Source organism: Marinitoga sp. 1137, from assembly GCF_001941525.1.
GTDB lineage: Bacteria > Thermotogota > Thermotogae > Petrotogales > Petrotogaceae > Marinitoga > Marinitoga piezophila.
The window spans coordinates 839,958-853,465 of record NZ_CP009471.1; the positions used below are offsets into that span (position 1 = coordinate 839,958).

Here is a 13,508-nt window from a genome sequence, read left to right on the forward strand (position 1 = left end):
TCCTTATTTTAACTTTTTATTCGGGAGTGCTCCAACCTAACAAATTGGAATCTGTCTTTATAATATATGAATTTCCGTTAGTCTTATCATCAAAAGACTTCGTTTTTCCAAATATAATATATCCGTCATCAGAAGATTCTATAATTCCATTAGCCACATCTTCTCCTGTTCTTCCAAAAATAACCTGTTTTTCTATATTCATTGAATCGTCTGTTTTTAGTACTTCTATATCACCATCTGTTGTATTTAACAATATAACAAAACCATTATTACTCTTTAAAAGATTTCCATTCTCAGAACCATAACTATTTTCTATAATTGGACTGTACAACTCATTTCCCCTATAACTTATCTGTTTAAGAACAATATTCGTATCCTTATACCCAAAAATCCAGAAATCTGGATCTGTATCCACAATAGATACTATTTTATCCATATCATCAAATTCTTTTTCAAATATTATCTCACTAAACGCATTATCTAACTTTGCTATATATCCTTTGCTGCTTTTACTTCCAGCTACTATATATCTTTCATTACCATCTTCATCGGTAATTTTAATAACATCATATAATGTTGTATCGCTAATTGTTGTAGCAGCAATAGATATTGAATAATCTTCGTTGAATTCCACCAATATAGAGTCAGAATTATATGTTCCTACGATATCTATTTTATTATCAGAATTAATATAAATACTCTGAACTTCTGAAATATCCACAGTTGTGGAATATGGATTAGTTGCTGGCGGATTTGTAGTTCCTGAAAGATCTGATGCAACCTCTTCAAAACTTATTTTATCATTACTATCTTTACCAACAACAACTATATGATTTGAAGTATTTTCAAATAACTTACACGGCTCTGATAAATTCACATTATAAGTATCTATACTATTACCATTAGAATCTACTTTCTTTAATTCATACGAGGAATCTATTTTCTCTAAATAAACGAAATTTCCATCGCTTAATTCAATCATATCAAGTATTTCTTCTACTTTATCTGAATCACCAGATTCTTTTGTGTATATATTTGTATCAACAGTTGGTGTATTATACTCATATGTACTTTCACTTATATCTCCTTTATCATCTATAGCTCTAACTTTGAAACTATAAGTCTTAGCTGGAGTTAATCTTTCCATAAAATATTCAGTATCGCTAATATTATATGCAACTGTGCTATAATCACTTGCTCCCTCTTCCTTTTTCAATACATCATATGTTATACTTTGATTTTCAGGATCTCTTGAAGACCATTTTAAATTAAATTCCAGTAAATCTTCATCTATATTTTCGATTTCCGGTGTTACTGGAGGACGATTTACCGTAAATTTCAAAATTTCTGATGATGTTTCTCCACCATATTTATCCTTTGCAATTATCTTCCAGTAATATGTCTTTCCGTTTTCAAGATTAGAATGATTATAATATGCTAAACTTTGATCTGCTAACTTTAATAGAGAATCTATTGCATCACCAAACCATATTTCATATGTCAATTCTCCAGAAACAGCATCACTATCACTACATTTCCATTTTAATGTTACATTTTTATTAATTCCAACCTCATTATTCTGAGGACTAAATGCTGTTTTATCAAATTGAGGCAATGCATTAGTTTTAAATGAAACAACATTAGATTCAACCTCTGCTCCTTTTGAATCTATTGCCTTAACTTTCCAATAATATGTTTTATTGGAATCAAGATTATTAACAACTAACTCATTATTTTCCGTTTCGCCAAAATACTTTAAAGAATTTGAACTTTCGCCGAGATAAATTTTATATGTTAAATCATCATCATCTGGATCAAAAGCAGTCCATGTAAATTTGCTACCATTTGTAAAATGATTAACTGTGCTATCAGGATATAATGAATCATTATAAATAACAGGACTTCTTGTAGTTTTAAATGAAATCTCCTTAGTGGTTTTTGCTGATTTATTGTCCTCTGCTGTAATTACAAATTTATATTCGGTATTCACTTCAAAATCCAGTTTTATATAATTTAACGTTCCAAGATCTTTTGTATAATAAGGCGTTCCTTCGCCATTCTTATATACCTCAATTTGATATTCAAGCAAATCCCCGTCTGGATCCTCAAAATCCCAGCTTATTTCAACATCATTAACAGCCTCATTTGTTGAACCATCTGTAATTCCTGTTATACTCTTAAATACAGGAGCATGTGTGGTGGTAAAACTTCTAATATCAGTTTCTGTTACACCATACATTTCATCTTCAAGTTTTAATTTCCAGTAATATTTTTCACCTGGATCTAAATCTTCTGTTATTGTATATTCTCCATTCATTGATTGTCTCTCTATCTTCACAGAATTATTGAGATTATTTTCATCTTTTCCATAATAAATATAAACATCAACATACGAAGAATCATTATCTTCAGCTATCCACATTATTGTTGGATTCAACTTAACATTATTATCATCCGATCGCGGAGAATAATCCATAACTTTAGGATTAGCATTTATTTTTAAATTAATACTCTTACCTTTTAATACCATTCCTTTATCATTAATTGCTTCCACATAAACTGTATATGTTTTTCCATCTTTAAACTCAACAATTGCGCTATTTGATGTTAAATTATCTGCTAATATTTCTTTTTCATCTAAATATTCACCCACTATTCTGTATTTAATAGAACCATTATATGGATCGCTACTTGGATTCCATATCAACTTTAATTTTGATGGATATTTACTTTCATTAAATGTATATTTTTTATCTGGTTCATAATAATCATAAATATCTATAATATCAGGAGAGTTTTCTGGAGCCTGAGCTGTTATAAATGTTGCTACATCAGAAACTGCTGTAGCAAATTTACTATCCTCAGCCACAACATACCAGGAATATTCTGTATCTGGTTCAAGATCCTTAACCTCTTCAAGACTATACTCTTTTTCAGTTGTGGTACCTTCCAGAGTGTCATTAAGATACACATAATATAACAAAGAATCACCATCAGGATCAGAAGCATTCCAGCTTAAATTTTCTGATGCGGCTACACCTTCAACTCCAGATGGATCAAGATTTGATACTGTTGGTTCTTGAGATGTGGTAAATGAAAACTCATCAGAAACATTTGTTGCAAATTTGCTATCCTCCACCTCAATATACCATTTATATTCACTATCAGGTTGCAATAACAAGTTTACAGATATATTTGTATCTGTAGTTTCTTCGGTTAATACAACATTTTCCTCTGAATCCTTTACAACAACCTTATAACTCATATCTTCATCATTATTATCAGGATCTTCTGCAGACCATGACAATATTGGTTTTAAAGAAATGTTATGAGCTCCATCGGCAGGAGACATTTGGGAAATATCAGGCTTTTTAGTTGTTTCAAAATACAATTCCCCTGAATCAGTAAAATCACCACATGTGTCATAGGCTATTACTTTCCATTTATATTTAGAATCAGAATCCAATAAATCTTCTATTTTATATTTTGTATCTGTAACAGTAGCTATTAATGTAAAATCTTCCGAACTTTTAGCCAGATATACCTGGTAATATGAAAGATTGGAATCTTCAAATTCCCATTCAAGCTCAGGTAATAAAGAAATATTATTTTCATTATTTACAGGAGTTGCATCCTTAAAAACAGGTTTTGCATTTGTCATAAATGTTGCTACAGAACTTATAGTAGATGCTCCTGTATTATCAACTGCTTCAACCCACCATGAATATTCCTTATTATATTCAAGAATATTCAAAACATAATAATACACACCTTTATTTTCATCATAATCCTTTGAAGATGCTGATTTCTCAAACGGATGAACAATAAAGGTTAAATTACCGTCTGGATCATATGTTTTCCAGGATAACGTTGCATTTTTAGTTGGATAATCTATTGTTCCAGATTCTGGTTTTAAATCATACGGTTCCTGCGGATCAACATTCATTCTAAATTTTATTCTCTCTTCAACCTCATTTCCTTTACCATCATTTGCTTTTAACAAAATACCATACCACATTCCTTTTTCCAGAGGAATGTTAGATGTATCCAATGATTTTTGATTTGTTGTTGTCTCATATATACATCCATTATCAAAATCAACATATTTTAAAATATCGCTTTCATTTATCTTCTTTATTTTTATATTAAACGAAAGAGAATCATTATCCACATCTGTAGCCTTCCAGGTTATTGAAAATCCTTCTGGAACACCTACTTCATTATTTTCTGGATATGTAATTTCTATTTCAGGTTTATACGATGTTGTAAATGTTGCTATTGGACTCTCAACATTTTTCACTGTATCAATAACATACCATGAAAATTCTAACCCCGGCGGAAGATTATCTATTATATAGTACGAATTTGATGTTGAAACTCTTACAACATCATTATTATCAATAGAATTATTTGGAGAATAAACAACTTCAAACTTTGAAGGCTTTGAATATTTCCACTGTAACTTTATATTGTTAATATTAACGCTTTTACTTCCTGGAGCTGGGGAAATAATTTGAAAAACATATGACTTTACAGAAAATTCATATGTTTTATATGACCAAATATCATTGGTATCATAGGCAACAAGCTTTAAATAATATGTTTTCCCATAATCGAGATTTTTTAATAAAAAACTATTAACAGATGCATTAAATTCATTAATCTGTGTTTTATCTTCTGGAAAATCTGGATCCTCTGAAAAATACAACATAATTTTTTTTATACCGTTATTATCACTAACCTTCCATTTCACTTCATACTCCGTTGTTTCAATAACATTATCTTCCATTAAAAATTCAATTTTTGGAATATCAGAAGTTTTAAGCTCATATATATCAGAATCTGTAAATTGACCTTTCTTTACCGTTCTAATCTTAAAATAATAGGTTGAATTATCCTCAAGACCTTCAATATTTATAGATGTATTCTGTGTTGAAATAGTCCCTGTAAAATTATCTTTTGATTTACCATAATAAACTTCAAATGTAAATTCATCTGATGACGCATTACCTTCAAGATGCCACGACAACAAAAAACTCGTCGGCAAATTATCCCGTTGTGAAGGATAATCCAGAATGGCTTTAGGCGGTTTAACAAAAAAACAGCCATTTAGCAAAAATAAAATTACTACTATTAAAAATATATAAAGAATTTTTTTCTTAAATATTTTACCCATATATAAATCACCCCTTATTATTATATTCGTCAATATATCATTCTACATTACATAACAAATTTCTTAAATTTCCAAAATAGTTTCTTCCTCAACAAATAATATTAAAATCAAATTACAACCAGTCGCATTTATATCCTTATCTATGTAACCGATTACATTTAATTATATTAATTTTTTCAAAATTTGTGAATGAAAAATTTTTCATTCATATTTAAATTTACATTTTTTTAACTTGAAAAGAATTTAAAATTAGTATATAATTTATTGTTGTGAAATATTATATCAAGGAGGGGTTGTGGTGAAAAAGTACATAGGGTTATTTTTGATCCTTATTTTAAGTTTGTTTATTTTCACAGGTTGTTTAACAAAGCCTGACTCTGAAAAATTAGATGAAGAAGTTTTGCCGTTATACACTATTCACTCAAACATTGAAAACGGATCAACGGTTATTCCAAATTCAGTAGTTGTATTTAAATTAACAGACAACAACAACCAAATAGTTGAAAGTACATTGAAGCTGTACAAGGACGGTAAGATTATAAAAGAAGAAAAAGCTTTTGAACACTTTATCACAGTAGTTGATGAAGGTTTTTATTCTGTTAATTTAATTTCATCTGATTCTGCAGTTACAAAAACCTTTGAATTTAAGGTCACAAATCTTGAAAAAGAAGTATATCAGGATGGCGGAACATGGCATATTGAGACTTTCTCTTCAGAATTTTTATATTACTCTACTATAGAACCAACTACAATACATTTAAGATTTTATAAATATGTCGAAGAAAAACTCGAAGGAACAAATGAAGTAATTAGTAAACAGGTAAGATTAAATCCTATTGATACCAACAATGATAAAATATATGATAATTGGAATGAAATTCCATTAGAAACTGCACCTGCAACAATAAGTTTTGTATCTTATATAGAGGATACGGAGACAAATACTACTTGGCGAGCAGATAAATTATTTTTATCCGAAGATAATGTTAAAGTTTATTATTTAGGTATAGATGGTGATTATAAAGGATATTATTTCACCCAAACATTAGTTTATAAAGGATTTGAACTAAATACATATTATAGATACTACCTCTATTTAGGAGATGACATTTATAAATCACCAACAAAAATCGATAAACAATTTATTCTAAGAGAAAGATACAATTCAGATGATAAACCTGTATTTTCATTAAAATCAGATATTAGCGAGGTTGCTACAGATTCAGAATTAAAAGTAACAATAAACGCTAAAAATGTTGCTGATTTTGCTAAATTATACGATGTTAGATATATGCAATTAGCTGTAAAATACAGCAAATACTTAACCTTAGAAAATGTTGAATTCCCTGAATTTATGGATGGTTATGCAGATTTTTCATCTTATAAGATTTCAAGTGGTGCAACATCTGTAATCCTTTATAAAGGCTTCACACTTGATACAGATGAAACAGAACCAGCAAGCGAAAACTTCGCTGTATTAACCTTTAAAGTAAGCAATGACGCAACTGGAACGCTGAAAATTAATCTTGCTTATGAAGGCTATCTTGATGATTATGATACATATATTGATGTTCCAAATCCTATATTCAAAGACAAGGATAATGCAAATGTGGATGGATTTATTGTAGATCATACAGATCTTTCCGTTGCTGTAAGCGGAGGTGATGAAGAATGAAAAAATTAATTATTCTCACAATCTCATTATTAATGATAATAAATCTTTTTGCAGGAAATATTGTAGATGAAATGAAAAGCAAAGTTCCAGAAATTAAAAACAATGTAGAAAAATTAAATCTCAAATGGACTCCAGGAACAAATGAAGACTTTTATTCATTCTTTGAAAGATTTGACGGAGTTACATTAGAAGATGTAAATAAAAAATTAGCCGCTTATAAGGAATTACCAGACGCCATTAAAGAAAAACTTTTAAACCATTTCAAATCCTTAAACAATTTCCCCGGTGGAAAAGTCTCACCAGATGAAATGGTTACAACAGATGATTTAATAATGTCTTCTTTTATAATGATTAAACCAGAAAATATTATAGATAAAACATTTTATAGATTAGAACCAATAAGAGATCAAAAATATCATGGCAGTTGTTGGGCATTTTCTACAGCAGCTATGATGGAAAGTGATTATGCAGTTCAGGTTTTAGGAGAAACAATAGACGGAAACAAGGATAATTTGATAGATTTTTCAGAAAGATGGGCAGCATATCATAACATTGATTGGGAGGTTTTAATATATTCAGGTGGTGACGTTATCCAGGATAGAAATTCTTTGGAAGGTGGAAATGTTTATTTTTCATCATATAACATGATTAGATACGGTATGATAAAAGAAGAAAATGCACCATATTCAGATATATTCTTAACCGATGAAGAACAAATCCCGCTTCCGCCACAGGCATATGGTGCTCCAAGATATAAAGCAAATAAAACTATACTAATTCCTGACGCAGCTTCTTCAAAAGAATTAGGATATACTTATGATGATTATATAAATATGATAAAAACAGCCTTAAAAAATTACGGTTCATTGTCAGTTGCATACCTTGTCCCTGGCGATTTCTATTATTACACAAAAGGAATTTATACACCAACTGTTTCACCATCTGGAGGACATGCTGTAACTTTAGTTGGTTGGGTTGCTGCTGAAGATCTTGATGATGTAGTTCTCGCAGGTAAAATTAGCGCCAATGCAACACCAATTCTTGACACAGAAGTTTCAAGTATTACATATTATGACCCAACAGTTGATGCAACATATACAGCAAATTTATTCTGGATTGTAAAGAATTCATGGGGATATGACTGGGGTGACGGAGGATACTTTGTAATTCCAGCTATAACAAAAGATGCATACGATAATGGCGTTGTACAAAAATGGAATATCAATTCAAGAAATATGTACGCTTTAGTATTTGATTCAGAAGCAAAGCATGAAGGAGTTAACCTCGATATCAATGGTGACGGAACGGTTAATTTTGACGACTTTAAGGCTTTAGTTAACAAAGTCGGCTCAACAGATGCTGATGATATTTCAAAATGTGATATTGGATATCCAAAAGATGGTAAAATAACAGGCGACGATGTTTCAACATGGATTTATCTTTACAATAAATCTAAAGAATAATAATCATTAATTCCGGGGCCTTTCGCCCCGGAATATTCTATTGGAGGGATTTAAATGAAAAAAATTATTATTGCATTATTATTTACTCTTTTAAGTATTAATTTATTTGCCAATATACTCATTCATGAAAGCTCTTTCTTTCCAGAGAATGGTTTTAATGTTATAAATAATGACAATTTTCATATTGAAATAATTAAATTATACGAAGATAATAATTCCAAAGCTTTTTTAATAAGAGCTGATAAAATTTCTTTTGATCCAGATTATAAATTTGTATTTAAATTGAAAATTATAATCGATAATGAAATTTATGAAAAAATATTATATCCTGATAGAACAGATAAAAAATCATTAAAATTGTCTCCGCAATTGATTATAATGCCATCAAAAGCTAAAATCTATTTAAATGATATTCCTTTAGAAAAATATTATGCATTTCCAGATGCAAAAAGCTTATCAGAGATATTAAAAGATATAAAAATCCACACTTTTTATTTTTATAAAAAGGTTTCCGAAGATAAATACATACCTGTTAAAAACTTTGAAAAAAATGAGGAAGTATATTTACTTTTTGCCGGTAATCCACAATTCACAAATAAGGCTATTATTAATATAAACAATGGAAAAATGAATATATTGACATATCCAGAATTTAAGATTTTAAGTGGAAAAAGCTATGTTTTTCAAAAAATTGGAAAATTAACAGAATCAAAGTATATAATTACTCTCAAATACGACAAAAGATCATATAGCTATGAAATAACAATAAAATAACGGACCAGCAACGGTCCGTTTTTATTGTTATTCAACTTACTTATATGCTCCACCACGTGGCGCAATATCAACAACCAGTATAATCAATTCATCGTTATGCATACTAAAAATCACACGATAATCTCCAACTCTTAATCTCAATAATCCTTCAAATTTTCCACGGAGAGTTTTCACATCGGGCATAGCTACATTTCTTTTTCCATCATAATAATCTATCATATCTCCTATGGCATCAAATATACGATTTTTCATTCTGGTATCAAGTTTTTTGAATACTTTTTGAGCTCGTTTTGTTAATTTAACGGTGTATTTCATAACTTTCAACAACCTTTAGATCATCTTCGGTCAATGTTTCTAACATTTCAGTTAGCTCTTTATTTTCTTGATCATCACATGCTGGCACATTAGCCATCATTTTAAAATATACTTTATTGTACTTATTAGTTTCGAGAAAACTGTTAACAGCTTCACGTAAAATAGCACTTATACTTTTGTTTTGTATACGTTTCAATTCTTGAAGAATCTTCCATGTTTCCGGATCGATCATTATATTGTGACGTTCTAAACTCATATAAATCACCTCTATTGTGTATGATGTGTAATTACACATAAAGTATATCACATACAAATAAAAAAGTCAAGATAAATATAGATTCTGAAATTGTAATAAAAACGGACCGTTGCTGGTCCGTTTTTATTGTTATTCAACAAGATATATTTTAGCTTCTCCTGGATTTAATGTTATATTCAACCATGCCCCTTCATCCCATTTGAATTCACAGCGCCTATAATTTTCCAGTAAAAGGCTTATTTTATGATGTCCTCGCCATGTATGATACCCTAAATCATATGCAAAATTTACAGACTTATCAAAATTAAGGTTTACAGGTATTAATAATCCTTTATTTCCATCCCAATAGAATATTGAAAATACTTTATCCATATGATCGGTATATCTGAAGTTGGATATATTTGCAATTAAATCTGCATGTTCTTTCTTTATTTTTCCCAATGCCACAAGCAATCTTACCATATGCCTGTCTGTATCCCAGTGAAGTGCATAATAATCAAAGAACGCAAGTTTTCCATAGAATTGATCTGTAGGTTCTAAGTATTTAAATCTTTCTTCTTCTGGTTTCTCAAAGTCAAGCCCTAAATTCATTGGCTGTTTTTCAAAAATTTCGCTTCCTGAATTTATAAATGTTATTCCATTTGGCATAAATGTATTAACAACTGCAGAAAGTTTTGAGAATAATTCTCCGCCATCTCTTGTTACTGCCCTTGGAGAATCAGGTGTTTCCGCTGTTGCAAATGATGGAACAGATAATGCTGGCATTATATCTCTTGTTGTTTTTATAAACCAGCTTTCTTTATGTCTTGGCTCTGCCCACCATGTATTCCCAAGAATCGCATCATATCCGCTATTTTTTGCCTTTATATGATTATCCATTGATAATTCTTCTGCTATTATTGCAAATGAAGGATCATAATTTTTCGCATTTGATATAATCTGATGTTCTAATTCTTTTGGAAGTGCATGTCCCATATCAAGTCTTGCGCCATCTATACCAAAATTTTTCTGGAAATATGGCATTATATTGGAAATCATTTCCCATAATCCCGAATTTATTTCTTTTCCAGGAAATTTGCTGGATTTCACAACGTCATATAACACATATGGTGGTTGTTCCTGCGGATTTTCAAGATATTTTTCTGATTCTTCTGGATGACTCATAAATAATCTTAAGAATGTAACATCATCCCATGTTGGTTGTGGATCATTTATCCAGTCAGAAAAACCTGGAACTGTAATAACCTTAAATTCTCTTACTATTTCTTCAAGAAAATCTGGATTATTTTTGTTTTTCTTTACAAAATTTTCCCATTTTTGCGGGTCTGTAATATTCGGTGCCCATCTAAATTTCTTTAAATGCCTTTTTACTTCTTCATTTGAATATAATACAGGCAAATTTTCAGCTGACGGTTGTTCAAAATCCAATCCTTCGATTTTTGGTGGTCCGTATGAGGATAATTCCTTTATATCAATCCAATAGAACCAATCTGGATGTTCAAGTATTAAATCATTATCCCTCGCAGCTGTTCTTGGAATAAAGTCAAGTATAACTCTCATGCCATACATATGCGCTGCTTCAACAAAGGCTGCAAATTCCTCATCTGCATTGAATTTTTCAAGAATAGGATCATGATAATCCTTTTCAACGTGATGAAAACTCTTTACTGCATATGGAGAACCTACTTCACCTTTTTTAAATTTATTGCTTGATTGTGTAATTGGCAATAAATATATGGCATCTACATTGTATTGTTTTAAATATGGCAGCAGCGCTATCATCTTTAAAAATGTTCCACTTTCTTTAAATCCTAAATCATCAACAGGCATAAAAAATGGGGCATCTGCATTATGTTGATATGCTGTTGTCATTCTTACATGAGCACTATATACTATGGCTTTTTTTATCCATTCGCTGGATTTTTCTCCTGTTACTAAAGATAATGGTTTTGAATAATCAATATTCTCATCTGCATTTTTCATAATTTTTTCAATTACTCTTGAAAAATATTCATAAGGATTTACTACAAACTTTCTCCCCCTGATTTTCACAATTCCTTCATAATCATCAGGCATCCATCTTTTTGGTATGGCATAATTTGTCTTTCCCGAATCTATTTTTTCCTTTAAAAAAAGATAAAGATTCTTTAAATTTTTCATCATAAACCCTCCCAATAAAAATTTGAATATATAAAAAAATGGCGGAGGCGGTGGGACTCGAACCCACACGAGGATATTATCCTCACCGGTTTTCGAGACCGGCTCCTTAGCCAATTCGGAACACGCCTCCGTTACATTTATATTATATCAGAAATAAGTTATTTATATTTGAAGGTATAATTAAATTTAAAATGTTAATTGCCTTATATCATAAATAATTAGCATCGAAAACTTAAAATTGCCTTTTTTAATGTTTGAAAAAAACTTCATATTTATTATAATATAATTTGTTTAATAATTCAATAGATATGGAGGAATAAAATGGAAGAAAAAGAAATTGTTCAAAAAACCAATCTTTTAGAACCCATACTTTTTGTTATTATTTCCCTTATCATTTTTATTCCTGTAATGAATATTATGGGGGTTAGCAACTTTTTTAAAACTCTAATGTCTACAGCACATGATCTATTGTTGAATACTGTTTTCTTTATTATGGCAGTTGCTGTTTTAACAAGCGCTTTTGGTAACATCCTTTCAGAATTTGGCGTTGTATATCTATTGAATAAATTATTATCAAAATTAATGCGCCCTCTTTACAACCTTCCAGGTGCAGCTTCACTTGGAATTTTAACAACATATCTATCTGACAATCCAGCTATTTTATCCCTTGCCCAGGATAAGCAATTTGTAAAGTATTTTGAAAAATGGCAGATTCCCTTATTATGTAATTTAGGGACTTCTTTTGGAATGGGTTTAATAGTTACTACATTTATGATTGCTCAATCTTCTAATATGGGAACAAATCTTGTAGGTCCTGTATTATTAGGGAATTTGGGCGCTGTAATTGGAAGTATTATAAGTGTAAGAATTTTTTCAATTTATACTAAAAAATATTATAAAAATAGTGAAAGTTTTAGCGGAACGGAAAATGTAAATTACTGGAATGCAACAAAAGGTGGTTATGTTTCACGTTTAATAGATGCTTTGCTTGAAGGTGGAAAAGTTGGGGTTGATCTTGGACTTTCTATAATACCTGGCGTTTTAATTATAAGTACAATGGTTATGATGTTCACAAACGGTCCAAAAGATCCTTCAATTGGATATCAAGGTTTGCCTTATGAAGGTGTTCCTGTTTTACAGTGGATTGGCGAAAGATTGGAATTTATACTAAATTTCCTTTTTGGATTTAAATCACCAAAGTTAATCGCATTTCCTTTGACATCTCTTGGTTCAACAGGTGCCGCATTGGCTTTAGTGCCAAGATTTATTGAATCAAACTCCATAACCGCAAATGATATTGCGGTTTTAACCTCAATAGGAATGACATGGAGCGGCTATCTTTCAACACATATTGCAATGATGGATTCTTTAAAAGCAAGAAAACTTGCAAGTAAAGCTATTCTTTCTCATACAATCGCCGGTATACTTGCCGGGTTTATTACTCATCTTTTATATGTGCTAATTTTCTGATTTTTTATTTTCAAAAGCTTTCGTAATTACAAAAGCTATTAAAGCAAAAATAAAAAATATCAATAATGTTATGGAAATTCCTTCCAGAGAGTCAATAATAGTTCTTAAAATTTCAAGTATCCATCTCTCAGAGGTTAGGGAGATGGATTTTTTTAATTATACCTCTTTTAAATGTAAATACTTCATTGAGAATGAATTAAATTTTTCTTTCTATTATAG

General features: G+C 30.2%; 8 protein-coding genes and 1 tRNA gene. 4 read left to right on the plus strand and 5 right to left on the minus strand.

What is annotated here, in order from left to right:
• Positions 1–16: 16 nt before the first annotated feature.
• Complete coding sequence (locus LN42_RS04175) at positions 17–5,176, minus strand: fibronectin type III domain-containing protein (protein ID WP_014296269.1); 5,160 nt, start codon at positions 5,174–5,176, stop codon at positions 17–19.
• Positions 5,177–5,474: 298 nt separating this feature from the next.
• On the opposite strand from LN42_RS04175, the gene LN42_RS04180 reads away from it, so the two are divergent.
• The 3 genes from LN42_RS04180 to LN42_RS04190 are packed head-to-tail and all read left to right on the plus strand — an operon-like array spanning position 5,475 to position 9,088.
• Complete coding sequence (locus tag LN42_RS04180) at positions 5,475–6,851, plus strand: cohesin domain-containing protein (protein WP_014296270.1); 1,377 nt, start codon at positions 5,475–5,477, stop codon at positions 6,849–6,851.
• Positions 6,848–8,314: a C1 family peptidase gene (locus LN42_RS04185; RefSeq protein WP_075780408.1), complete on the plus strand. Its 1,467-nt coding sequence runs from the start codon at positions 6,848–6,850 to the stop codon at positions 8,312–8,314. The genes LN42_RS04180 and LN42_RS04185 overlap by 4 nt, the downstream gene beginning before the upstream one ends.
• 54 nt (positions 8,315–8,368) lie before the next feature.
• Positions 8,369–9,088, plus strand: coding sequence for a hypothetical protein (locus LN42_RS04190; RefSeq protein ID WP_075780409.1), 720 nt, complete (start codon positions 8,369–8,371; stop codon positions 9,086–9,088).
• Positions 9,089–9,124: 36 nt separating this feature from the next.
• On the opposite strand, the gene LN42_RS04195 is transcribed toward LN42_RS04190, so the two are convergent.
• The 4 genes from LN42_RS04195 to LN42_RS04210 all read right to left on the minus strand — a co-directional run bounded on the left by LN42_RS04195 (position 9,125) and on the right by LN42_RS04210 (position 11,949).
• Entirely contained in the window at positions 9,125–9,403 is a 279-nt protein-coding gene (locus LN42_RS04195; RefSeq protein WP_075780410.1) for a type II toxin-antitoxin system RelE/ParE family toxin, read from the minus strand.
• Positions 9,387–9,659, minus strand: coding sequence for a ribbon-helix-helix protein, CopG family (locus tag LN42_RS04200; RefSeq protein WP_014296274.1), 273 nt, complete (start codon positions 9,657–9,659; stop codon positions 9,387–9,389). Before LN42_RS04200 ends, LN42_RS04195 begins: the two co-directional genes overlap by 17 nt.
• A 129-nt stretch (positions 9,660–9,788) precedes the next feature.
• Entirely contained in the window at positions 9,789–11,819 is a 2,031-nt protein-coding gene (locus LN42_RS04205; RefSeq protein ID WP_014296275.1) for an alpha-amylase family glycosyl hydrolase, read from the minus strand.
• Between the two features lie 39 nt (positions 11,820–11,858).
• A tRNA-Ser gene (locus tag LN42_RS04210) sits at positions 11,859–11,949 on the minus strand.
• 191 nt (positions 11,950–12,140) lie between these two features.
• On the opposite strand from LN42_RS04210, the gene LN42_RS04215 reads away from it, so the two are divergent.
• Positions 12,141–13,289 carry a hypothetical protein gene (locus LN42_RS04215; RefSeq protein WP_075780411.1) on the plus strand — a complete coding sequence of 383 codons (1,149 nt, stop codon included), beginning with the start codon at positions 12,141–12,143 and terminating at the stop codon, positions 13,287–13,289.
• Positions 13,290–13,508 lie beyond the last annotated feature (219 nt).

Excerpts from the sequence above, each read along its gene's own strand:
- LN42_RS04205 (WP_014296275.1), bottom strand. The coding sequence starts at position 11,819 with ATGAAAAATTTAAAGAATCTTTATCTTTTTTTAAAGGAAAAAATAGAT.
- LN42_RS04175 (WP_014296269.1), bottom strand. The coding sequence starts at position 5,176 with ATGGGTAAAATATTTAAGAAAAAAATTCTTTATATATTTTTAATAGTA.
- LN42_RS04185 (WP_075780408.1), top strand. The coding sequence starts at position 6,848 with ATGAAAAAATTAATTATTCTCACAATCTCATTATTAATGATAATAAAT.
- LN42_RS04195 (WP_075780410.1), bottom strand. The coding sequence starts at position 9,403 with ATGAAATACACCGTTAAATTAACAAAACGAGCTCAAAAAGTATTCAAA.
- LN42_RS04200 (WP_014296274.1), bottom strand. The coding sequence starts at position 9,659 with ATGAGTTTAGAACGTCACAATATAATGATCGATCCGGAAACATGGAAG.
- LN42_RS04190 (WP_075780409.1), top strand. The coding sequence starts at position 8,369 with ATGAAAAAAATTATTATTGCATTATTATTTACTCTTTTAAGTATTAAT.
- LN42_RS04215 (WP_075780411.1), top strand. The coding sequence starts at position 12,141 with ATGGAAGAAAAAGAAATTGTTCAAAAAACCAATCTTTTAGAACCCATA.